At 71.0% G+C, this 21,658-nt stretch carries 26 protein-coding genes; 19 read left to right on the top strand and 7 right to left on the bottom strand.

Annotated features, from left to right (window positions below):
- Nucleotides 1-33: 33 nt before the first annotated feature.
- On the bottom strand, nucleotides 34-690 hold the full coding sequence (locus tag LAJ19_RS08880; RefSeq protein ID WP_225475411.1) for a TetR/AcrR family transcriptional regulator: 657 nt from the start codon (nucleotides 688-690) through the stop codon (nucleotides 34-36).
- Nucleotides 691-887: 197 nt separating this feature from the next.
- On the opposite strand from LAJ19_RS08880, the gene hpf reads away from it, so the two are divergent.
- From hpf to tsaD, 4 genes are all read left to right on the top strand, one after another.
- Nucleotides 888-1,451: a ribosome hibernation-promoting factor, HPF/YfiA family gene (gene hpf, locus LAJ19_RS08875; RefSeq protein WP_225475410.1), complete on the top strand. Its 564-nt coding sequence runs from the start codon at nucleotides 888-890 to the stop codon at nucleotides 1,449-1,451.
- Between the two features lie 103 nt (nucleotides 1,452-1,554).
- The gene (locus LAJ19_RS08870) at nucleotides 1,555-2,628 is read left to right on the top strand and encodes a butyrate kinase (RefSeq protein WP_225475409.1); all 1,074 of its coding nucleotides are present in this window, start codon (nucleotides 1,555-1,557) and stop codon (nucleotides 2,626-2,628) included.
- Between the two features lies 1 nt (nucleotide 2,629).
- Nucleotides 2,630-3,004: a hypothetical protein gene (locus LAJ19_RS08865; protein ID WP_225475408.1), complete on the top strand. Its 375-nt coding sequence runs from the start codon at nucleotides 2,630-2,632 to the stop codon at nucleotides 3,002-3,004.
- Nucleotides 3,005-3,071: 67 nt separating this feature from the next.
- On the top strand, nucleotides 3,072-4,082 hold the full coding sequence (tsaD, locus tag LAJ19_RS08860) for a tRNA (adenosine(37)-N6)-threonylcarbamoyltransferase complex transferase subunit TsaD (protein WP_225475407.1): 1,011 nt from the start codon (nucleotides 3,072-3,074) through the stop codon (nucleotides 4,080-4,082).
- An 82-nt stretch (nucleotides 4,083-4,164) separates the two neighbouring features.
- On the opposite strand, the gene LAJ19_RS08855 is transcribed toward tsaD, so the two are convergent.
- Nucleotides 4,165-5,874, bottom strand: a complete 1,710-nt coding sequence (locus tag LAJ19_RS08855; protein ID WP_225475406.1) for a long-chain-fatty-acid--CoA ligase — start codon at nucleotides 5,872-5,874, stop codon at nucleotides 4,165-4,167.
- A 265-nt stretch (nucleotides 5,875-6,139) separates the two neighbouring features.
- Here LAJ19_RS08855 and LAJ19_RS08850 point away from each other — a divergent pair, with 265 nt between their 5' ends.
- Genes LAJ19_RS08850 through LAJ19_RS08830 form a run of 5 tightly spaced genes read left to right on the top strand, consistent with a single transcriptional unit; the run spans nucleotide 6,140 to nucleotide 8,695 of the window.
- Nucleotides 6,140-6,682, top strand: a complete 543-nt coding sequence (locus LAJ19_RS08850) for a nucleoside deaminase (RefSeq protein ID WP_225475405.1) — start codon at nucleotides 6,140-6,142, stop codon at nucleotides 6,680-6,682.
- Between the two features lie 27 nt (nucleotides 6,683-6,709).
- Nucleotides 6,710-7,594, top strand: coding sequence for a ribokinase (locus LAJ19_RS08845; protein WP_225475404.1), 885 nt, complete (start codon nucleotides 6,710-6,712; stop codon nucleotides 7,592-7,594).
- 54 nt (nucleotides 7,595-7,648) lie between these two features.
- Nucleotides 7,649-8,149, top strand: a complete 501-nt coding sequence (locus tag LAJ19_RS08840; RefSeq protein WP_225475403.1) for a DUF1999 domain-containing protein — start codon at nucleotides 7,649-7,651, stop codon at nucleotides 8,147-8,149.
- The gene (locus LAJ19_RS08835) at nucleotides 8,149-8,373 is read left to right on the top strand and encodes a heavy-metal-associated domain-containing protein (protein ID WP_225475402.1); all 225 of its coding nucleotides are present in this window, start codon (nucleotides 8,149-8,151) and stop codon (nucleotides 8,371-8,373) included. The genes LAJ19_RS08840 and LAJ19_RS08835 overlap by 1 nt, the downstream gene beginning before the upstream one ends.
- 4 nt (nucleotides 8,374-8,377) lie before the next feature.
- Nucleotides 8,378-8,695, top strand: a complete 318-nt coding sequence (locus tag LAJ19_RS08830) for a DUF503 domain-containing protein (protein WP_225475401.1) — start codon at nucleotides 8,378-8,380, stop codon at nucleotides 8,693-8,695.
- 58 nt (nucleotides 8,696-8,753) lie between these two features.
- Here LAJ19_RS08830 and lepB read toward each other — a convergent pair whose 3' ends face one another.
- On the bottom strand, nucleotides 8,754-9,536 hold the full coding sequence (lepB, locus tag LAJ19_RS08825) for a signal peptidase I (protein WP_225475400.1): 783 nt from the start codon (nucleotides 9,534-9,536) through the stop codon (nucleotides 8,754-8,756).
- Nucleotides 9,537-10,107: 571 nt separating this feature from the next.
- Here lepB and LAJ19_RS08820 point away from each other — a divergent pair.
- The 7 genes from LAJ19_RS08820 to LAJ19_RS08790 are packed head-to-tail and all read left to right on the top strand — an operon-like array spanning nucleotide 10,108 to nucleotide 15,881.
- Nucleotides 10,108-10,860 carry a serine/threonine-protein kinase gene (locus tag LAJ19_RS08820; RefSeq protein WP_225475399.1) on the top strand — a complete coding sequence of 251 codons (753 nt, stop codon included), beginning with the start codon at nucleotides 10,108-10,110 and terminating at the stop codon, nucleotides 10,858-10,860.
- A 46-nt stretch (nucleotides 10,861-10,906) separates the two neighbouring features.
- Nucleotides 10,907-11,626, top strand: coding sequence for an endonuclease III domain-containing protein (locus LAJ19_RS08815; RefSeq protein ID WP_225475398.1), 720 nt, complete (start codon nucleotides 10,907-10,909; stop codon nucleotides 11,624-11,626).
- A gap of 48 nt (nucleotides 11,627-11,674) precedes the next feature.
- Nucleotides 11,675-12,718: a 3'(2'),5'-bisphosphate nucleotidase CysQ gene (locus LAJ19_RS08810; protein ID WP_225475397.1), complete on the top strand. Its 1,044-nt coding sequence runs from the start codon at nucleotides 11,675-11,677 to the stop codon at nucleotides 12,716-12,718.
- 1 nt (nucleotide 12,719) lies between these two features.
- Nucleotides 12,720-13,301 (top strand): GNAT family N-acetyltransferase, encoded by a 582-nt coding sequence (locus LAJ19_RS08805; RefSeq protein WP_225475396.1) that lies wholly within the window; start codon nucleotides 12,720-12,722, stop codon nucleotides 13,299-13,301.
- 4 nt (nucleotides 13,302-13,305) lie between these two features.
- Nucleotides 13,306-14,229: an NAD(P)-dependent oxidoreductase gene (locus LAJ19_RS08800; RefSeq protein WP_225475395.1), complete on the top strand. Its 924-nt coding sequence runs from the start codon at nucleotides 13,306-13,308 to the stop codon at nucleotides 14,227-14,229.
- Between the two features lies 1 nt (nucleotide 14,230).
- Entirely contained in the window at nucleotides 14,231-14,671 is a 441-nt protein-coding gene (locus LAJ19_RS08795) for a methyltransferase family protein (protein ID WP_225475394.1), read from the top strand.
- A gap of 46 nt (nucleotides 14,672-14,717) precedes the next feature.
- Nucleotides 14,718-15,881, top strand: coding sequence for an alkaline phosphatase family protein (locus tag LAJ19_RS08790; RefSeq protein ID WP_225475393.1), 1,164 nt, complete (start codon nucleotides 14,718-14,720; stop codon nucleotides 15,879-15,881).
- On the opposite strand, the gene LAJ19_RS08785 is transcribed toward LAJ19_RS08790, so the two are convergent.
- Together LAJ19_RS08785 and mnmA are read right to left on the bottom strand one after the other, a co-directional pair.
- Entirely contained in the window at nucleotides 15,878-16,300 is a 423-nt protein-coding gene (locus LAJ19_RS08785; protein ID WP_225475392.1) for a hypothetical protein, read from the bottom strand. The two genes, LAJ19_RS08790 and LAJ19_RS08785, sit on opposite strands and share 4 nt — an antisense overlap.
- On the bottom strand, nucleotides 16,300-17,481 hold the full coding sequence (mnmA, locus tag LAJ19_RS08780) for a tRNA 2-thiouridine(34) synthase MnmA (protein WP_225475391.1): 1,182 nt from the start codon (nucleotides 17,479-17,481) through the stop codon (nucleotides 16,300-16,302). Before mnmA ends, LAJ19_RS08785 begins: the two co-directional genes overlap by 1 nt.
- 128 nt (nucleotides 17,482-17,609) lie before the next feature.
- Here mnmA and LAJ19_RS08775 point away from each other — a divergent pair, with 128 nt between their 5' ends.
- Entirely contained in the window at nucleotides 17,610-18,083 is a 474-nt protein-coding gene (locus tag LAJ19_RS08775) for a hypothetical protein (RefSeq protein WP_225475390.1), read from the top strand.
- A 329-nt stretch (nucleotides 18,084-18,412) separates the two neighbouring features.
- On the opposite strand, the gene LAJ19_RS08770 is transcribed toward LAJ19_RS08775, so the two are convergent.
- Entirely contained in the window at nucleotides 18,413-18,733 is a 321-nt protein-coding gene (locus LAJ19_RS08770) for a hypothetical protein (RefSeq protein WP_225475389.1), read from the bottom strand.
- A gap of 70 nt (nucleotides 18,734-18,803) precedes the next feature.
- Here LAJ19_RS08770 and lysA point away from each other — a divergent pair, with 70 nt between their 5' ends.
- The gene (gene lysA, locus LAJ19_RS08765) at nucleotides 18,804-19,952 is read left to right on the top strand and encodes a diaminopimelate decarboxylase (RefSeq protein WP_225475388.1); all 1,149 of its coding nucleotides are present in this window, start codon (nucleotides 18,804-18,806) and stop codon (nucleotides 19,950-19,952) included.
- A gap of 61 nt (nucleotides 19,953-20,013) precedes the next feature.
- Entirely contained in the window at nucleotides 20,014-20,931 is a 918-nt protein-coding gene (locus tag LAJ19_RS08760) for a nuclease-related domain-containing protein (RefSeq protein ID WP_225475387.1), read from the top strand.
- 65 nt (nucleotides 20,932-20,996) lie between these two features.
- On the opposite strand, the gene LAJ19_RS08755 is transcribed toward LAJ19_RS08760, so the two are convergent.
- Nucleotides 20,997-21,617: a phospholipase A2 gene (locus LAJ19_RS08755; RefSeq protein WP_225475386.1), complete on the bottom strand. Its 621-nt coding sequence runs from the start codon at nucleotides 21,615-21,617 to the stop codon at nucleotides 20,997-20,999.
- Nucleotides 21,618-21,658: the final 41 nt, after the last annotated feature.

Below are 21,658 nucleotides of genomic sequence, written 5' to 3'. Positions count from 1 at the left end.
CGCGCCCTTCAGTCTTTCTTCAGTCCGCTTTGATCAAGCCTTCAGTTCATCTCGCGCCGCGGTGTCAGGCGCCAGCGCCCCGTGCATCAGCAGACTGAACCGGTCCTGCCAGTCGCGCAGCACTTCGCGCTGATCGCGGTGCCCGCCGTGCAGGAGCGCCAGGATGAAGGCGTCGACCAGCAGCAGACTGAGCATCTGCACGTTCGCTTCCGGCCGCAGCCGCCCCTGGTGCTGCATGGCGATCAGGACGGGCTGCACCAGCGCGGCCAGGGTCAGCCCGGTGCGCATGCCGTCGCCCGGCCTGGCGGCGACCCGCCCGGGGGCGTCCAGCGGGTCGGGGGCCGCGCCCAGCACCGCCTGCCCCACGGCGCCCACGAGGTGGCGGTACCGCACCCCCAGGTCTGCCATCCGCGCGGTCACGTTGTCCCACACCTGCTGTGGATTGGCGCCGGCCCGCAGGCGTTCGAGGGCGTCGTCCCGGCTGGCCTGCACGGCCTTCTCAAAGTGCGCCAGCAGCATGTGCACCTTGCTGGGAAAGTAGCGGTACAGGTTGGTGCGGCTGACGAACGCGGCCCGGGCGATGTCCTGGGCGCTGATGGCGTCCAGGCCACTGCGGGCAAACAGCTCGAAAGCAGCCCGGGCAATGCGTTCACGCCGCGCTTCGTCCTGTTCCTGCCGGTCGACCTTCACGTGCCTATGGTACCGCCTGCTGCCACAGTCAGCTGCCCCCACCGTCTTCATGCACGTGGGGGGCTCCCCGCCCCGGAGCATAGCGTGAAATGCCGCGCGCCGCTGTGGCGCGCCCGCATGACACTCTCATGACGCTCCGTCTAGAGTGAGGCACCGGAGCCGACCCTACCCTCCGGGAAAAGGAAGAGGTGAAAGCCGTGCACATCTACAAGCTGTCAGGCCGGAACGTCGAAGTTACTGATGCCATGCGGGATTACGTCGAGGAGAAGCTCTCGCGTCTGGACCGCTTTAATGACCAGATTACCGACGCGCGCGTGACCCTGACAGTCCGCGACGTGCGTGACGCAGGACGGCGCAACCGTGTTGAAGTGCAGCTGAACGTGCCCAACGGCATTATTCGCGCCGAGGAACACCACGCGGACATGTACGCCGCCATCGACCGGGCCGGTGACGTTCTGGAACGTCAGCTGCGCAAATTCAAGACCCGTTACCTCAAGCACCGCCACGACACCACCCCACAACCCGAACCCGGGCCGGCCGAGGCCGCTGTGGAGGCCGGCCTGGACGACGTGAGCGAGTTCCACCCTGAAATTGTGCGGCAGAAACGCTTCGACCTGCGCCCCATGAGCCCGGAGGATGCCGTGGCGCAGATGGAAGCGCTGGGGCACGACTTCTACGTGTTCAAGAACATGACCACCGGCACCTGCGGCGTCGTCTACCGCCGCCACGACGGTCACTTCGGTCTGATCGAACCCAGCTGACCGGCCCCCACGGCGGGACTCCGTTCACCCGCGCCCACCCTGCCTCGCCGGGGTGGGCGCTTGTCCCTCATGATCACCGCCTGATCTGCTACGCTGCGGCGTTGTGATCGCCTACGTGATCAATCCCGGAACCAGCGGCGTGAAACTCGCCTGCGCTGCCATCGAGCCCAGCGAGAACCCCGCCCTGCCGGGACAGCTGCGCCTGCACCTGACGCGCAGCGAACTGCCCCTGGACACCCTGCCCACCGCAGATCAGGTGCCCGCCCTGACCCAGGCCATCATGCAGCACACCCAGGACTGGCCCGCGCCAGACGCGGTGGTGGGCCGCGGTGGGTTCATCGGCCGGGTCGCCACCGGCACGTACCGCGTCACGCCGAACCTCGCGGCGTACGCCGTGCAGGGCGACGCCGGACATGACCCGCCCAACCTGGGCGGACCGCTGGCCCTGGCAGTCGCCGAGGCGCGCGGGGTGCCGGCCTTCATCGTGGACCCGCAGAGTGCCGACGAACTGCTGCCCGAGGCGCGACTCACCGGGTTGCGTGGCGTGCAGCGCCACGGGCAGTTTCACGCACTGAACGCCCGCGCGGTGGCCCGGCGCGCCGCGCATGAGGTCGGCCGGCGCTTCCAGGACGCCCGCGTGGTGGTCGCGCATCTCGGGGCGACCACCAGCGTCACTGCGTTCGAGCACGGCCGCGCCATCGACACCACCGGCAGCGGCGCCAACGGCGGCCCCATGGGTGCGCGCCAGAGCGGCCCCGTGCCTGCCCGTGACCTTCTGGAGCTGCACCGCACGCTGGGGGACCTCACGCTCGGTCACCTGGCCAGCGAAGGCGGCTTCCTGGCCCTGACCGGCAGCGCCAACCTCCGTGAACTGGAGGCCCGCACCTTGAGCGACCCGGCCGTCGGCCGGGTGGCCGGCGCGTTCGTTCATCAGGCGGCCAAGGCCATCGGCGAGCAGACCGGCGCGCTCAGCGGCCGGCCCGACGCGATCGTGATTACCGGCGGGATTGCCCGCTGGGATGAACTTGTCGACCGCATCGAGCGGCGGGTCGCGTGGATTGCGCCGGTGTTCGTGATTCCCGGCGAACTGGAACTCGAGGCGCTGGCCGAAGGGGCCGGGCGGGTGCTGCTGGGGCTAGAACAGCCGCGCGAGTGGACGGCGCCCGCCGGAGCCTGACGTGGCGCGCCGCCGGCCCTCCCAGCGCGCTCCGGATCCGATCCGGGCGACCAGCATGTGGCGCGTGGATCAGGTGTTTCTCGCCCGGCGCGGCCTGCGCGTGGAAGTCACCTGCTCCCTGGTGAACGACCAGGGCGGCCTGCGCAATCTGGCCGTGACTGCCCCCACCGAGGACCCCGTGCAGGCCGTGCGGCACGCCGCGCGCTTCATCGCCGGAAAAGGCAACGTGAGTGGCGCCCGGCAGGCCCGGGTCCGCTGGACCCGCGAGCAGGCCACCACCGAGCAGGACGCCCTGATCCGCGACCGGCTGCTGGAAGACGAGTTTCTGGACGAGTTCGAAGAAACGCTCGCCGCCGTGCGGGACCAGCAGCGGTAGACCCTTCCCGCAGGCGCCCGCGGCGCCCCGCATTCTGCGCGCGGCGCCCCTGCTACACTCCCCGGCGATGAGTGACCGTTCCGTTCCCCTGCGCATTCTGGGCATCGACACCTCCTGCGACGATACGGGCGTGGGCGTGGTGGAACTGACCCCAGGCGGCGCGGCGCGCGTGCTGGCCAATCGCGTGTGGTCCCAGACGGTGCACGCGCAGTACGGCGGTGTGATGCCGGAACTGGCGAGCCGCGAGCACGTCGAACGCATTGACGCGATCATGGGGGACGCGCTGGCCGAGGCCGACCTGAGGGTGCAGGACCTGGACGCCGTGGCCGCCACCTCCGGTCCTGGCCTGGTCGGGGCGCTGCTGGTGGGCCTGATGTACGGCAAGGGCCTCGCGCAGGCCCTGAACGTGCCCTTTTACGCCGCGCATCACCTGGAAGGACACATTTTCGCGGCGGCCAGCGAGGCCGAGCTGAACGCCCCGTACCTCGCCCTGGTGGTCAGCGGCGGGCACACCCACCTGTTCGACGTGCCCAGCGACGGTCAGTACGTGCTGATCGGCGCGACCCGTGACGACGCGGCCGGCGAGGCCTTCGACAAGATCGCCCGGCTCGCGGGCCTGGGGTACCCGGGCGGCCCGGCCATCAGTGAGGCCGCGACGCGCGGCGACCCGCACGCGGTGCCGTTCAAGGAACCTCTCAAAGGGCAGCCGGGCTTCGACTTCAGTTTCAGCGGTCTGAAAACCGCGGCGCTCCTCGCGCACCGGGGCGGCGCGAGCCCTGAGAACCTGGCGGCCAGCTTTCAGCGGGCCGCGGTGAACGCCCTGGTGAACACCACCGTACGGGCTGCGGGTGCCACCGGGCGCGGCACGGTCGTCGTGTCGGGCGGGGTGGCCGCCAACCGCGCGCTGCGGGAGGCGTTCGGCGCGACGGGGCTGCGGGTGGTGTTCCCTGGCCGGGGCCTGAACACGGACAACGGCGCCATGATCGCCCTGGCTGGCGCGGCGGCCATTCAGGCCGGCCGGCCGGCCAGCGCTCTGGACGGCGGCGCCACCGCGTACGCGCCCCTGGCGAACGCGTAATCCGGAACGCCACAGCCGGGGAAGGGGCGCCAGGGTGATCTGCGCCTCCTCCCGTCAGGCCTGCTGGAGCTGACCGGCCGCCCTACGTGCTTTTGACCGTGCGGGCCTCGCGGGCCTCCTGGGCCAGCTGACGGCGCAGGATCTTCATGGCGGCCGTCTTGGGCAGTTCTGCGCGGAATTCCACGCTGCGCGGCACCTTGTACGGACTGAGCAGCGCCTTGCAGTGCGCGATGACGTCCGCCTCTGTCGCGTGCGCGCCGGGTTTCAGGGCCACGACGGCGTGCACACTCTCACCGCGGTACGCGTCGGGGACGCCCACCGCCGCGGCTTCCAGCACGGCCGGGTGGGCCATCAGCGCCTCCTCGACCTCACGGGGGTAGATGTTGAACCCGCCGGCAATAATCAGGTCCTTCTTGCGGTCCACGATCCGGAAGTACCCCTGCTCGTCCATGCGGGCCATGTCACCGGTCATGAGCCAGGTGCGGCCCGCGGCAGTCCGCAGCGTGCTGGCCGTCTCGTCCGGACGCTGCCAGTAGCCTTTCATGATCTGCGGGCCGGCCACCCACAGTTCCCCCACCTCGCCGGGCGCGACGGGCGTGCCGTCGTCCGTGGCGATCATGGCGTCCACGCCGGGCAGCGGCAGGCCAATGCTGCCGTCCTGCTGCTGGCCGTAGATGGGGTTCACGTGCGTGATGGGGCTCGCTTCGGTCAGGCCGTAGCCCTCCACGAGGTTGGCGCCGTTGGTGATCTCCCGGAATTTCCGGGCAGTTTCCAGCAGCAGAGGGGCGCTGCCGCTGATGCACGCGCGGATGCTGGTCAGGTCGTGCCGGGCGGTGTCCGGGTGGTTGTTGATGGCGTTGTACAGCGTGGGAACCGCCGGGAACAGCGTGGCGCGCGAGGCCTGCACCTGTGAGAGCACCATCTTCAGGTCGCGCGGGTTGGGGACCAGCACGATGGTCGCGCCAATCAGGATGCTGAGGTTCATGGCGACCGTCATGCCGTACACGTGAAAGAACGGAATGGCCGCCAGCGTGACCTCCTGCCCCTCGCGCAGGTCTGTCATCCACGCGCGGGCCTGCTCGCAGTTCGACACGAGATTGGCGTGAGTCAGCATGGCGCCCTTGGGCACGCCGGTGGTGCCGCCCGTGTACTGCAGCAGCGCCACGTCCTGCGCGGTGATGTCTGTCGGCGCCACCTGCGGCGCCTGCGAATCCAGGACCCTGCGGTAGGGCAGAACGCGTTCGCCGTACGGCACGTTCACCCAGGTGCCTTCGCGGCGTGCCTTGACGGGGTAGAGCACGTTCTTCGGGAAGGCCAGGGCGTCCTGCACGCCAGTGACGAGCGCGCGCCGCACTGGAACACGCTCCTGGATCTCCGCGTAGCGCGGGTAGAAGCTGTCCAGGATGATCAGGGTTTCGCTGCCGCTGTCGATCAGCTGGTGCTCCAGTTCACTGGCGGTGTACATGGGGCTCGTGTTCACGGCCACCGCCCCGGCCAGAAGGGTGCCGTAGAAGGCCACCACGAACTGCGGGGTGTTCGGCAGCATGATCGAGACGCGGTCGCCGGGTTTCACGCCCATCTTGTGCAGGGCAGAGGCGAAGCGTTGCGTCTGCTGCCACAGCTCGCGGTACGTGGTGCGGGCGCCCACGAAGTTCAGGGCGACGCGGTCAGGGTACTTGCGCACGGTGCGTTCCAGCAGGGCAGGAAGGGTCAGGCCGCTGGGCCGGAAGGTGGCGGGCACGCCGGATTCGTAGCTGTGGAGCCAGGGGCGGCTGGGCGTGGGGTTGGTCATGACGCTCCTCGTGGGGTGGGCATGCGCCGCGGGGCGGGGGAGGCCCGGCCTCCTGCGTGGGCGCGCAGGAGCGGGTGATCTCAGGCGATCGTGGGCTGGATGAGCCGGGGATGAAATTGAACTCAGTATAAACGCTGCGCCGGGCCCTGCAACCCGTCTGCCCCCACATCCCCCCAGGCACTCAAGCCCGCTGCTCCAGCAGACTTAAAGACCCCTGAAGCTCCCCCGCAGGCGGCAGCCGCGCCCGCCCGCCACACTGACGGTCATGGCCCCCACCCCGCCCCCCCTGGATCACCGCTCGTACCTTCAGGCCGCCCTCGACCTCGCCCGGCAGGCCCAGGCTGCCGGCAGCGCGCCCGTCGGCGCCGTGCTTGTCGACGCCCAGGGCACCATCATCGCCCGCGGCCGCAACCGCGTCGGGGAAGCCCAGACCTCCGAACACGTCGGGCACGCCAGCGTCGCCCACGCCGAGATGGACCTGTACTTCCAGGTGGGCAAGCTCCAGGCCCCCGAAACCCTCACCCTGTACACCAGCCTGGAACCCTGCCTGATGTGCGGCGGCGCCAGCGCCCTCCTCGGCGTCAGACGCATCGTCTGGGCCACCGACGATCCCTGGGGCGGCTCGGGCCGCCTGATCAAATGGTCCGATCACCCCGCCATGCAGGACACCGAAGTCATTCCCACCCCCGAACGGGACCTAGAGCGCGACGGCGCCGCGCTGTTCGCCCCCGAGGCGAAACGCGCCTTCCCCGACGAAGGCTGGGCCCTGTGGCAGCAGCGCTACCCGGACGAGACCCACGGCCTGTAACACCCCGCGACGCGGCACAATACCGCCATGACCGTGCTTGTCGTTGGCAGCGTGAACCTGGACCTCACCGTCCGCGCCGGGCGGATTCCTGCCCCCGGCGAAACCGTCCTCGGGCAGGACGCCGTGACCTCCCCCGGCGGCAAGGGCGCCAATCAGGCCGTGGCGGCCGCCCTGGCCGGCGCCCCTGTGGCCCTCACCGGTGCGGTCGGCCAGGACGCTTTCCGGGAGGACGCCCTGCGCGGCCTGCAGGCCGCCGGCGTTAACCTCAGCGGCCTGCACACCCTGGCCGCCCCCACCGGCCTCGCCCTGATCACTGTGAACGACGAGGGCGAAAACGCCATTACCGTCGCCAGCGGCGCCAACGCCCACCTGCGCCCGCACCACCTGCCCGGCACTCTGCACGGCGTGACCCACGTGCTGCTGCAACAGGAACTGCCGCCCGAAGTCACGCTCGCGGCCGCGCAGCGCGCCCACGCGGCCGGCGCACACGTTCTCCTGAACGCGGCCCCCACCCGCGCCACCGCCCCCGCCCTGCTGGCCCTGGTGCACCACCTGATCGTGAATGAACACGAACTGGCCGCCCTGCAGCCCGGCGAGACCGAACCCGCCGCCCGCGCCCTCCTGACCCGCGGCCCGCAGGCCGTGACCGTCACCCTCGGCGGCCGCGGCAGCCTGACCGTGACCGCGCAGGAGACCCTGCCCCTCGCCGCGCACCCCATTCAGGTGGTGGACACCACCGGTGCGGGCGACACCTTCTGCGGCGTCCTGGCTGCCCGTCTCGCCCAGGGGGACCCGCTGCCTACCGCGCTGCACGCCGCCGGCGTGGCCGGCGCCCTCACCTGCACCCGCCCGGGCGCGCAGAACGCCATGCCCACCTGGGGTCAGGTTCAGGCGCAGTTCACCCGGCCCTGACCCCCAGGTCCCCGCCCGGCCTTCCAGGGCTGGGGGATGGGCTACCCTCACCGCATGCGTTACCGCACCTTCAGTGAACCCGATTACCCGGCCCTGCAGGCCCTGGACCTCACCCTGCAGCGCGCCGCCGACCCACACTACGACGCGCTGCCCGACCGGGAACGCGACGGGCGGCTTCACACCAGCCTGCCCGCCCTGAAGTTCTACGAACGCAGCGAACACTCCTTCGTGGCCGAGGAGAACGGCACCCTGCACGGCTTCGTCCTGGCGCAGTCGGTCTGGCAGGGTGACCGGCCCATCGTGCTCGTCCGCACCCTGAGTGTGCACCCGGATGCCCCGGCCGACGTTCCCGGCGCCCTGCTGCACGCCACCGTGAAAAGCGCCTACGACAGCGCCGTGTACGAGATTCACTTTCCCATGACGCCCGCCCTGCACGCTGCCGCGCAGGCAGAGAGCGCCGTGCTGACCGGCGCGTACGCCGTGTGCCACCTGGGCACCCGCGCCGACACGGCCCCCGGTGAGCGGCTGCCCATACCCCCCGCACAGGGCGCATAATGACCGGCATGACGAACACCGCCACCCGCGTACTGCTGGGCGTGCGCGGCATGAGCCGCGACGCCGGAACCACTGTCGCCGAGGCCCTCAGGGCCATTCCCGGAATCGTGCGCGTCACCCCGGACGAAGGGCAGCTGGAAGTGCACTACGACCCCTCGCAACTCACGGTCATGGACCTGGTGCGCGCCATCCGCCGCCAGGGGTTCCTGGCCGGCATGATCTGAGCGCGTGGCCCTGGGCTATGTGGGTGTCCTGACCGTCCGGGTCGAGATGCCCTGGGTCGCCAGCCTCAAGGAGAAACGCGCGCTCGTGCGCCCGGTCGTGGAACGCCTGAAGGTCCGCTTTCCCCTCACGGTGGCCCGGCTCGACGGCCTGGACGCCCACGACTGGGAAGTGATCGGCGTGGCCACCATCAGCAACGACTACGGCTGGGTGGAGGAGACCCTGCGCATGGCCGCGGACTACATCGCCAAGGAAGGTCCGTACCGCGTGACCAGCGAGGAGATCGACATCACCCCGCTCGGCGCCGACGACAGCGGCGAGTAAACGCCAGAGCCATGCAGCGCCGGCCGGGAGAGTCCCCCGGCCGGCGCTGCGCTGCGGCTTACTGCTTCAGGGTGCTGAACCCCGCCGGGCGCGTCAGCATCCGCCAGTTCAGCTGGCTGGCCCCACTGAACTCGGGCGGGTTGCCGCCCACGCAGTCATACTTTGCGTTCGTTTTGCGCATGATCGGCCACACCACGGCCGCCGCGCGTCCCGCCACGTCGCGCCGCGCGATGCCCCCCATGATCCGCGAGTCCTCGCTGCCCCCGGCCGTGCGGTTGTCGCCCATCACGAAGTACTGCCCGGCCGGCACCGTGAACTCCTGACGGTCCGGCACCACGCCCACCAGCGAGCCGGCAATGCGGCTGGACGTGGCGTTGTTCGCCACCTCACTCTGCGTGTCCCAGCAGCCCTGCTCTGACCAGAACGCCGTGGTCCAGCTGGAATCCAGCTTCTTGCCGTTCAGGGTGACCTCACCGCCCTGAATGCGGATGGTGTCGCCCGGCAGGCCGATCAGTCGCTTGATCAGGAACGGCCGGTACGCCCACAGTCCGAACGCACTCTTGTTCAGATTCTCAATCTTCGCGCTGGCCTCGCGCGGCGGCTTGAAAATCAGGATGTCCCCACGCTTGAATTCCCCCACGCCGGCCTTGTGCAGCCACGTCTCGTACTTCGGCACGAACACGCGCTCGCCGTTGCGGAGGTTGGGCATCATGCTTACGCCGTCCACCCCCACCAGGGTCGCCACGAACTGCGTGATCACCACGGCGAACACGATGGGTTCCAGAATCTCCTTCCACAACTTCTGAAGGGCGGACGGGGCGGGCTGATCAGGAGTGGTCATGCACCGCGCAGGATACCGGATGCGCGGCGTTCGGGCGTGCGCCGCCCCTATCCGGGCAGGATCTGCACGCGCGGCGGATTGGCAGGAGCAGCTGTCACGCCCGTCTGAACGGCCGCCCCGGCGCCACAGCACCCGCCGCGCGCCCGGGAGGAGGGTGCTGTGTCCACTCCAGCACTCTCGAGTTCGCCCGGGTGGCGCACCGCGCCACGGGGCGGCCCACGGGGCCGTCAGGGCCGCTGGCAGCCGCAGCCCCCAGAGATAAGAGGGCCAGTGCCGGATGAGCCGCGCCCAGAGCGCCGACACGCGAAGCAAACCGGGTCCGGGGTGCAGACTCAGCAGGCGCCGCCGCGCTGGACCCGGCCGCCATGAACGCCCCCATCAGACTGCCCAGGCCCGCGCACGCCTGCCTGCCCGGCGGAGCCTGTGCTCAGGCAGGCTCCGCCACACGGCCGCGCACACCACTCTGCGCGCGGCCGCCCCCACCCAACGGCAGCCCGTGTGAACAGCCGCCGCCGGGCGCCCCCGCCGCGGAGGCTACCCGCCCGGCGTGGCCGTGGGGTAGTTTGAGGTGATGCCTCTAGCAGGACAGGTTGTAGGAAACGGTGTCCGACTGGTCCGCCCGGTCGGGCGCGGTTCGCACAGCCTGGTGTACTTCGCTGTAGCGCGCGACGGCCAGCCCTGCGCCGTGAAGATCTTTCCCGCGCACCTGGGCGGGTACGCCGACCGGGAGTACGCGCACGCGCATGACCTGCTGCACCCGCGCCTCGTGCGCGTGATCGACCGGGCCACCGTAGAGGAACAACCGGCACTGATCAGCACCCTGGCGCGCGGAGAGGTGATGTTCCGCCGTTACACGCAGCGCCCTGCCGTGCAGCACGAACGCCGCGCGTTCCTGCTCACCATGGCGCACCTCCTGGACGCCCTGGGGTACCTGCACGGGCGGGGCGTGGTGCACCGCGACATCAAACCGGAGAACATCATGGTCGAGGAGGACGGCAGCGCAAAACTCGTGGACTTCGACCTGTCCGGCCCCGCCTTCGAAACCTTCGACGCACCCATGCGCATGGGCACCGCCGCCTTCCAGAGCCCCGAGGCAGCGCGCGGCGAACCGCTCGGCCCTGAAAGCGACCTGTACGGCGTGGGCGTGCTGCTCGGCTGGGGCATTCACGGCTTCCTGGCTGACACCGACGAACCGCACCCGCACACCCTTGACCCGCTGCAACCGCTGTACCTCTCGCTGATCCGCGCCGACCGGGAGGCCCGCCCGAACGACGCGGCGCTCGTCCGGCAGGAACTGCTGCGCCTGGCGGGTCTGCCCTACTGACACGCCGCCCACGGTTGCGCACGCCTGCAGTCCCTAGTGTGAAGGGATGCCCCGGCCGCCCGAAGAGTTCACCGTTCCCGACACGCTGAGCGAGGTGACGCGCCGCCTCGTGCAAGACCACCTCAGTGGCGGCCCGGCGGTCCCGCGCGCCCGACCGGCCGAACTGCTCGGCGCCCTGATCCGCACCATCCTCGGCCAGCAGAACACCCGCGCGGCCGCCGACCGGCAGTACCGGGCCCTGCAAGACGCCTACCCCCGCTGGGAGGCGGCCGTGCTGGACGGCCCGGACGGCATCGAAGCGACCCTCAGGGCAGCCGGCGGCGGCCTGCACCGCAGCAAGGCCATCAGCCTGCACGGCCTGCTGAGCGCCCTGGAGGCGCACCCGCCGGACCACCTGCTGTCCCTGGCGTTCCTGACCGGCCTGGGCGACGACCCCGCCCGGCGCGCCCTGGAAGCCCTGCCCGGCGTGGGCCGCCACACCGCGAGCCTGCTGCTGCTGTTCGACCTGCACCGCCCCGCCATGCCGGTGGAAGGCAACCTGGATCGCCTGGCCCGCCGCCTGGGCTGGGTGCCGGACAGCTGGACGGCCGCCCGCGTGGAACGCTGGTATGACGCCGTGGTCCCCCGCACCGTGCCCGAGCGGCTGGCGCTGCACGTGGCCGGCGTGCGGCACGGCCGCGAGGTGTGCCTGAGCCGCCACCCGCGCTGCCCGGCGTGTGTCCTGGCCGACCTGTGCCCGTCCGCGGCGCTGCTGGGACCCGGCTGAGGGTCTCTCCGGCGGGCTGAACCGCGCGGGGCCGCTATGCTCGGAAGCATGACGTTGCCCTTGACCGACCTCCCCACCGAACGGATGGTCGCCGAACAACTGGCGCGCGAGGCGGGCGCGCTGCTGCAGGCGCACCTGCGCGCCGGCCTGACCGTGGAACACAAGACCAGCGCCGACGATCCTGTCACCGCTGCGGACCGGGAGGCGTCCAGCCTGATCATGGAGCGCCTCTCGCAGGTGTTTCCGCTCGACGGGCTGCTGTCCGAGGAGGAGGCGGACAACGCCGCCCGCCTGGACGCCAGCCGCGCGTGGATTGTGGACCCCATCGACGGCACCAGGGAGTACTCGAGCGGTCACCCCGACTACTGCGTGAGCATCGGCCTGACCGTGGACGGTGAGCCGGTGCTGGGCGTCGTGTACGCGCCCGCCACGGACGAACTGTTCAGCGGCGTGGTCGGCCAGGGCGTGACCCTGAACGGGGAGCCGGTGCCTGCCCCGGCGCAGGGCCCGGCGTGGCGCGTGGCGGTCTCCGATACCGAGTACTCCCGAGAACTGCACGCCGTTCCGCTTCCCGGCATGCATCCCAGTGGCAGCATCGCCCTGAAACTCGCGCGGATCGCGGCGGCCCAGGCGGACGTGACCTTCAGCATGTCCCCCCGCAGCGAGTGGGACATTGCCGCCGGGCACGCCCTGCTGCGCGCCGCAGGGGGCGAACTGCGCCGCCGTGACGGCCGGCCCATCCGGTACAACCAGCGGCGCCCGAGCCTGGAGCAGGGCATCATTGGCGGTCAGCCGGCCGCCCTGGCGTGGCTGGAGGCGCAGGTGCGCGAGCATCACCTGCCGGTTGCGCACCTGGGCCTCACCGAGACCGACCCGGCCTGGAGCGTCCTGAGCCCCGGGGACCGCGCCGCGCTTGCCGAGCATCCCGGCGTGAACATCCGGCACGCGGGGGCGCAACTGCTGGCCCTGCTGGTCGTGGAGCCGGGCCGGACGGTGGGGCGCGCCGAGGGTGACGCCTTTCACCTCGAGCGCCTCACGCGTGACGTCACGCGCGCCCTGGGTCCCCTGCGCGCCGCGGGCCATCCGGGCTGACATGCCCGCCCCGGACCCCCTCACGCCGCGCGTCACCCTCAAACCCCTGCTGGAGTTCACGCCGGCTGAGTGGCGCACCCTGCACGGCTTTTTCCGCAACCGCGAACTGGCGGACTGGAATGACGCCAAACCCATCCGCATGCCGGAATGGCTGTTCAGGCGGGTCATGCAGGAGGAGGAACGCACCGGGGAACGTCACGGCTTCGGCATCATGAACGAGCGCGGCGAACTGATCGGCAGCGCCGAACTGTACGACCTGCGGCCCTCTGCGCCGCTCACTGCCACGGCCGCCACGCTGGGCGTCATGATCGGCCAGCCTGCTCTGTGGGGCCAGGGGTACGGCCGTGAGGCGGTGCACGCCCTGCTGCGCTGGGCCTTTCAGGAGCGGGACACGCCCCTGACCCGCATCCGCCTCACCACCTTCGGCCACAACCGCCGCGCCCAGCGGGCCTTCCTGGCCTGCGGGTTCAGGGAGGTGGGCCGCACCGCCCGCGAGGGCCGCATGGACGTGCACATGGAACTCACCCGCACCGGGTGGCTGGCCCTGCGCGCCTCACCCGGCGGGCCGGACGGGGCACAATGAACGCATGCGTGTCCTGCTGCCCGACCTGCCTGAGTTCCGCGCCCTGAGCGAGCACGATGAGGGCGGCGTGCCCGGCGTGACCTTCGACCACTACAGCCGCACGCACGTCCCGGACGGCCCGGCCGACGGCGTGGTCCTCTGGCTGGTGGGTGGGGACACCCGCACCCGGCTGCTCCGCACCCCGGGCCTGAAGTGGGTGCTGACCCTCACCGCGGGGATCGAGCACGTGCAGGGCCACCTGCCGCCAGAGGTGGCGCTGTTCAACGCCAGCCGCCTGCACGACCGCGCGGTGGCGGTGCACGCCCTGAGCGGCATGCTCGCCGCGGCGCGCGGTCTGCACCGCTTCCGCGACGCGCAGGCCCGCGCGCACTGGGACGCGCCGGCCCTGCCGGGCCACTCGGCCCTGACCACCCTGGATGACCGTCACGTGGTGCTGTGGGGGTACGGGCACATCGGCCGGCACCTCGAGGACCTCCTGCGGCCTCTGGGCGCCCACGTGCACGGCATCCGCAGCGCCACCCCCAGCGCCGAGCGTGACGAACTGCTCGCGCAGGCCGACTGGGTGGTGCTGCTGCTGCCCAGCACGCCCGATACCCGCGGCATTGTCGGCGCGCCGGTTCTGGCCCACCTGAAACGCGGCGCGTGGCTGGTCAACGTCGGCCGCGGCAACCTGATCGACACCGGCGCCCTCGTGGACGCCCTGACGGACGGCCACCTGGGCGGCGCGGTGCTGGACGTTACGGACCCCGAACCGCTGCCCGGCCCGCACCCGCTGTGGCACCTGCCGAACGTGATTCTGACCCCGCACGTCGCCAGCACCACCACGGACCTCGTGCCGCGCGGCGCGCAACTCACCCGCGACTTCCTGATCGACCTGCAGCAGGGGCACGAACCAGAGGGTCGTGTCACGCCCGGCCGCCCGTACTGACATGACCCCAGGTCAGGGACTGGTCGCGGCGCAGTTCGCCCTGCTGACCCTGATCGTCGCCGGCGGCCGGAGAAGACCAGCCCGGCCCGCCCCGGTGCACCGGGCTGGACAGTGCCTGATGCTGGCCGGCGCGGTGCTCGCCTTCTGGAGCGGCCACGCCCTGGGCCGCAACCTCACGCCGCTGCCGGCCCCCGTGCCGGGCGGCACCCTGATCCAGACCGGCCCGTACCGCTGGGTGCGCCACCCGCTCTACACGGCGCTGCTGCTGCTCAGTGCCGGCTGGACTGCCGGCCGCGGCGGGCTCGTCAGTGGCCTGGGCACAGCCCTGCTGACGCTCGTGCTGCGCCGTAAGGCCCGCATGGAGGAAACGGCCCTGGCCGCCGCATACCCGGCGTACCCCGCCTACCGCCAGCGCACCGGGGCGTTCCTGCCACGCCGCTGAACGAAGCCCCAAGGCCCCCCTCTCACCCCGCCCGTTATCCTCACACATGACCCTGCCGCCCCACGCGATCCGGCCGGACTACGCTGGTGGCAGCGTCCTGAACCTCGTCGCCACGCTCGGCGCGCACCTGGGCGTACCTGCCCGGCACGCCCCGTACCGCTACCCCCTGCCCCTGGCGGGCGTGCGGCAGATTCTGCTGATCGTTGTTGATGGCCTGGGCGCCGGGCAGCTGAGCGGCGCGGCCGCCCGCGGGGACGTGCCGGCCCTGGCCGCCCTGACGCCCGCCCCGGGCCGCGTGACCAGTGTCTTCCCCAGCACCACCATGGCGGCCCTGACCGCCATTCACACCGCCTGCGCGCCCGGCGAGCACGGGTACCTCGGCCTGACTGTCTGGCTGGAGGAAGCGCAGGCCACCGTGAACCTGATCCGCCTGTACGACGTGTACACCCATCAGCCTCTGGAGGAGACCGCGTTCCTGGCGGCCGTGCCGTCCCTATACCGGCAACTGCGGCGCTCGGGAGTGGGCAGTCAGGTCATCATGCCCGGCGCGTACAAGCACAGCGTCCTGACCCGCTGGGCCTGCGACGGGGCCACGTACTACCCCTACACCCGGCCGGACGAGATCCCGGCGCTCACCGCGCCTCTCCTGCGGCCCGGCGAGCCCTCGTACACGCTGGTGTACTTCCCTGACTACGATTCCCTGTGCCACGCCTTCGGCCCGGACAGCCCCGAAGCGCACGCCGAACTGCGCCGCACAGACGGCGTCGTGGCCCGCCTGCTCGCCGCTCTGCCCCGCACAGGTGAAACCCTGGTGCTCGTCACCGCTGATCACGGCCAGTCCGCCCAGCCGCCCGAAGGGTACCTGGACGTCATCACCCGGCCGGTCATGAAGACCCAGCTGCGCGGCCCGGTCGCCGGGGAGGAACGCGCCGCGTACCTGCGCCCCAGGGAGGCTTTCCGGACGGACCTGGAAGCCCGGCTGGCGCCGCACGCCACCCTTCTGAAGGCTGACGACGCCTGGAACAGCGGCCTGTTCGGTCCCACCGGGCAGCTCAACCCCCGGTTCCGCTCCCGCGTGGGGGACCTGATTGCCGTTCCCTCGCCGGGGCACGCTCTGCGCCGCCCCACCAGCCCCGCCCCCATGCTCGGGCTCCACGGCGGCTGGACGCCGGAGGAGATGCTCGTGCCTGTACTCTGGGCGCGGGTTTAACCCAGCCAGCGCAGGTGCCGGGTGACCCGTGCGTGGTCGGCCCAGTGGGTGTCGTGGCTCCAGCGCAGCCAGCTCAAGGCTGCCCGCGCGTCCGTTTCAGCCAGGGCGACGGCCGTGCCGAGGTCAAGGGCGAGGTTACTCAGGTCATCCAGCGCGTCCCCGATCTCCTCGGGCAGGGCGCAGGGGCTCAGGCCGCGTCCGGTGGCCGGGTCGTACCACCCGACTTCGGACCACACCCCGGCGACGCGGGCACGCAGACCGGAAGCCTCCTCCCGCGGCAGGGGTTCCGGCCAGTCCACGTCAAAGGGTAGAGCCTCCACCTGCCGGGTCAGGGCCTCCAGCCCGTCGGCCAGTTCGCCGGGTGTGAGGCCGCCGCGGTCCAGCAGGGCGCGGTGCACCCACCCAACCAGCGCGAGCATCAGGACAGCAGCACCGCCGGGCGTTTTTGAGGCGGGGCCTTGGGATCGGGCAGGGTGCGGTTATGGTCCTCGATCAGCCCGCCGCCCAGCAGGCGCGGCCCGGCGTACAGCACTGCGCTCTGGCCGGGCGCCACCGCAAACTGCGGTTCGGCGAACTCCAGCTCGAACCCGCCCTCATCGGCGCGCACCACACGGGCTTTCACCGGCGCGGTCCGGTACCGAACCTGCACGTCCAGCTCGGCGGGCAGGTCCGCGAGGTCCACGAGGTAGTTCGCGCTCTGCGCCTTCAGCCCGGTCCAGAGGCAGTCGCCGTAATCGCCCACCCACACGGTGTTGGTGCCGGGGTCCAGGTGGACGACGTGCCGCACGCGGTGCGTCTGGTACAGCCCCAGCCCTTTCTTCTGGCCCAGGGTGTAGAACTGCGTGCCCAGGTGTTCGCCCACCACTTCGCCCGTGCGGATCTCGCGGATGTAGCCCTGCACCTGTGGGAGGTGCTCGGCCACGAAATCCTGAACCTTGCCCGGCACAAAGCAGATGTTCTGGCTTTCGGGTTTCCGGGCGGTGAGCAGCCCGCGCTCCTCGGCGATCTGCCGCACCTGCGGCTTCTCCAGTTCCCCCACCGGGAACAGGATGAACGGCAGGGCGTCTCTTGGCGTGCCCCACAGGAAGTACGTCTGGTCCTTGCGGGGGTCATCGCCCCGCCAGAACTCCACCTCGCCGCGGTCGTTCTCCACGCGCTTCACGTAGTGTCCGGTGGCGACGTACCGGCAGCCGAGCATCCTGGCCTTCTTCACCAGTTCGTCGAATTTCACCTTGGTGTTGCAGTTCACGCAGGGATTCGGGGTGCGCCCGCGGCTGTACTCGTCCAGGAACGGTCCCACGATGTGCCGCTGGAACTGCTCGCGGTAGTCCAGCAGGTAGAACGGCACGCCCACCTGTTCGGCCACGCGCCGCGCCTCGTACGCGGCGTCCGGAGAGCAGCACGTGTCGAAGGTGTCCACGCGCTTGTCATCCGGCCAGAAGCGCATCATGGCGCCTACCACCTGATACCCCTGGTCTTTCAGGAGTGCGGCCGTGACGCTGCTGTCCACGCCGCCGGACATGGCGCACAGCACCCGTTCCCCCGTGGTGGCTACGGCAGGGGCAGGGACGGGCTGGGGGGCGGGCGCAGGCGCACTCATACAGCCGCGCAGCTTAACACCCGGCCGGAATCCGGGCGGTGAGGCGCGCGGCAATTGAAGGGGCAGGGCAGCCGGCAGAACGGAATGAGGACCGCGGTTCGCGCGCGGCGGGGCGCGTACGCTGGGGCATGCGAGTCCTGGTTCTGCTTCCCCTGCTGCTGGGCGCCGCGCTGGCCGCGGACGTGTCCTACGGCAACAGCCGGTTCGGGTACGTGGTGAACGTGCCCAGTGAACTGACGGCCGGGCGCCCGTCGGACAACGGCGGGGGGCTGTCCTGGTCGAGTCCGGACGGACAGGTGCAGGTGACCGCGTGGGGCGGGAATGGGCCCGGTGTGCTGGGCCGGGGCACCGCGGCGCAGTGGGCCGACTGGACACTCCGGGCAGACGTGCGGGCGGGCGCGCGCGTCACGTACCGCCGACTGCTGCCGGGTGCGTTCGTGCAGAGCGGGTACCTGCGGGACGGCCGGATCTACTACCAGAAGGTGCTGGTGCGTGCGGGCATGGAGGCGGGCGTACGCCTGACGTACCCGGTGAGCCAGCGCGCCGTGTGGGACCCGCGCACGGGTCAGATTGCCGGGTCCCTGCGCTGGGCGCCGCGCTGAGGGCCCAGCTCTGAGGGCCCAGGCACGCGGGGGTGACCAGTCGGGCAGACGCAGCAGGTAAACCGGGCAGTCACGCCACGTGGGAGGCGCGGCGCACATCGCGCTACAGGGCCGCTCGTGAAAGGCGCCTGCCCCGGCTGGCGCGAGTGACTGTGATGCATCAGACCAGTTCAGGCTGGAAGGTCCGGAACAGCGGGACCCGGGGAATCAGAAGGTCGCCGTTATCAATAACGGCACAGGTTCGCCTTGCTCCCGTCCAGCCCCGTCAGCGAACAAGCTCACCCAGACTCCTGAAGTCCGGCAGCAACCAATACAAAGCTACGCCGTGATCAATAGTGCGGCTGAGGCACACGGCGTTGCTGCCGTAGGTCACCGGGCCTATCGAGCACGAACTCAACCGGCACGCTCAGGCGGCCCACCCGTTCAGTGGGCACGATGAACTGGGTCAGCCGGTCCGGGACGAGGAAGCCTGATGCCCCGTGGCGTGACAGGTGAGCCAGACCGCGCAGGCCGCCCGCCTGGGGGTGCAGGACGCGGGTGGGGTTGACGCCCGGCGGCTTGGACAGGTCGCGCTTGGCGGGCCGGGAGGGTGTTTTCAGCGTGAAGTGCGGGGTGCAGGTGGTCATACGGCCCTCGCGCGCGCGAGTCACGAACTCCCATCAGTCTGGGCTGACCTGTGCCGCCTGTTGACTCGGTCCGGTCCCGCTACACTGCCCGGCAATGAGTCTCACGTCCGAGCATCTGCACGCCGCTGCCCAGCAGTACGGCACTCCCCTGTACGTCTACGACGCGACCGAACTCGACGCTGCCCTGGCGCGCATTCGCGCTGCCTTCGGGACGGCCCGCGTGTACTACGCCATGAAGGCCAATCCGAACCTCACGCTGTTGCGCCGTCTGCACGCCCAGGGCGTCGGCTTTGAATGTGTTAGTCCAGGGGAACTCGCCCGCGCGCAGCACATCGGCGCGGCCGGCGAGCGCATCATCGTGAACGGTCCTGCCAAGACCCCGGGCGAGTATGCGCTCGGCGCCCGGCTCGGCGCCACCTTCATCCTCGACCGCGAAGACGAGGTCGCCCTCCTTCCGCCCTCCTCCCGCGCCCTGGTGCGCGTGAACCCCGCCCTGAACATCAGCACCCATGATCACCTCGCCACCGGCGCCGCGCACAGCAAGTTCGGCGTGACGCTTGAGCAGGCGCCCCGCGTGCTCGCTGCCCTGCGGGCCGCCGGGCACACCGCCCTGGGCCTGCACGTCCACATCGGCAGCGCCATTCGCGACGCGCGCGACTTCACGGCCGCGTTCGGCCGCCTCACCGAACTGCGCGGACAGACCGGGCCGCTGGGGGTCCTTGACGCGGGTGGCGGCTGGGGTCTCGGCGCGGACCTGCACGGCATCGCCCGCGAAGCGCACGCCACCGCCGCCACCTTCGGTGCGCAGCTGTGGGTGGAGCCCGGCCGGTACCTTGTGGCGCAGGCCGGCACGCTCCTCACCCGGGTGATCGGCACCAAACGCACCGGCCGGAACTTCACGCTCGTGGACGCCGGCATGACTGAACTTCTGCGGCCCATGCTGTACGGCGCGCAGCACCCCGTCACGCCCCTGTGGCACCGCGAAGGCACCGGCACCTGGGATCTCGCCGGGCCTGCCTGCGAGAGCGGCGACCTCCTTGCCCGTGACGTTACGCTGCCCGCCCCGCAGGCCGGTGACCTGCTGGCCATCGGCGAGGCCGGCGCGTACGGGGCCGCCATGAGCAGCAACTACCTCACCCGCGCCCGCCCGGCCGAGGTGCTGCACGAGAACGGAACGTGGACGGTGATCCGCCGGCGTGAAACCCCGCAGGACATCTGGCAGGCCGAGGACGCCGCGGGGTGAGGTGCGCCCGGCGCGGCTCGCTGCGCAGGCTGGGCGGCGCGCCCACCGTGGGAGGAGCCTCGTGATCGTCAAGGCCCCCGAAGCGCAGCTGCACGCCGCCCACGAGGTGCACCGGCAGGTGGTGCACTTCCTCCGGCGTGCTTTCGCGCAGGACCCGCAGGCGTTCGTGTTTCATGACCTGCGGCTGGAATGCCGGGGCGACGTGGCGCAGATTGATCACCTGATCCTGCACCGCTCTGGCCTGGTGATCGTGAACAGCAGCGTGGCCGGCCAGCTCAGCGTGAACGAGCATGGCGAGGGGGTCTGCGAAGTGACCCTGCGGGCCAGCAGCCTGCCTTCGGCTGTGGTTCAGGCGCGGCGGCAACTGGACCTGCTGCTCGCTTTTCTGGAAGACCACGCTGCTGACTTGATGGACTGCTCCCGGCCGGGCTCCGGGCCGCCCTCCTTTGCCGGGGTGCGCCGGGACGTGCTGGTGGCCCTTCCGGCCGACAGTCGCGTTACCGCGACGGGTGACCTGACGGAATGGGTGAGGCCCGGGCAGGTACCGGACCGCGTCAACGCCACAATCAGGGCGGAGGACAGCCGGACCCCCGGCCTGTGTGGCTTCACGGCCACCGAGCTGACCCGCATTCGGACGTTCCTCCTCACGCGTCATGTGCCTGCACCAGTCCTGGCGGCCCCGGTGCCCAGGACGGCCCGCCCGGTGGTCACCGGACCGGTGCGGACGTCGCAGGAGCGGCAGGCGCAGGCGAGGCCCCGCCTGGACGCCGCGTGCCGCTCGTGTGGGGGCACGCAACTGTCGGTGGAGGTCGGGAAGTACGGGGCCTCCTTCCGGTGCGCGGGGTGCGGCGCAACCACGCCCGCGAAACCCGTGTGCGCGCAGTGCGGGCAGCCCGGGAAGCTGAGCAGGAAGGGCCGGACGTTCACGGCAACCTGCGCGGGCGGGCACACCTGGCCGTACTGGACGAATCCCGAATGAGGTGAGCGGCCGGCGGGCCGATGGGTTCGGGGCCGTGCCCCACCGGTGCGAGGGGTTCCGGTACGTCAGAAGTTGCTGCTGCCGCCCACCCGAACACCCTGGTAGTACGTGTACGCGGCGCTGTAGCACGCGGGGCGGGCATACCAGCTCTTGGCGGCGCAGATGACTTTCATGTTCGTGTAGAACACCTCATCGCTGGTCAGGCGGTTAGCGTCGGTGCGCTGGTACACCTTCAGGTTGCGGTACGCGAAGTCGTGGACGTTGCACGCCGGGCGGAAGTCCTCGCGGTAGCCGAGGCCCAGGCCGTCGGGGGCGCTGCACCCGTCGCGGCTCCAGTCCAGGCCGGTGTAGGGGAGGCTCGTGCTGCTGTACGCGGCGTACTGGCTGTTGTAATTGGGAACGGTGCCCCACCCGGTGCGTTTGACGTACTCCAGGCGGTCGGTGACGTAGTCCTGCGCGCCCAGAGCGGGCACGTTGGGGTAGGTGAGCGTGGTGGGGCGCTCGCCGTACGCTTCCTGCAGCGCGGCGATCAGGCCGGGGTCGTTGCCGTAGCGGGCCAGAATGGCCTGGCTGCCGGCGTCCTGAAGTTCGGGGCGTGCAGCGTAGTCGCTCGCCGTGGGAAGGGGGGGCTGTGAACAGGCGGCCAGAGCGACGGACAGGACGACGGCAGGAAGGACTCGGCGCATGGGGTCTCCTTGAAAGGGGGCGTTGGGGGTGTGACGCTTTT

It is taken from the genome of Deinococcus taeanensis (genome assembly GCF_020229735.1).
In the GTDB taxonomy this organism is placed as follows: Bacteria; Deinococcota; Deinococci; order Deinococcales; family Deinococcaceae; genus Deinococcus; species Deinococcus taeanensis.
The sequence above is the reverse complement of the archived record's forward strand: the minus strand, read 5'-3'. Positions and strand labels throughout refer to the sequence as shown.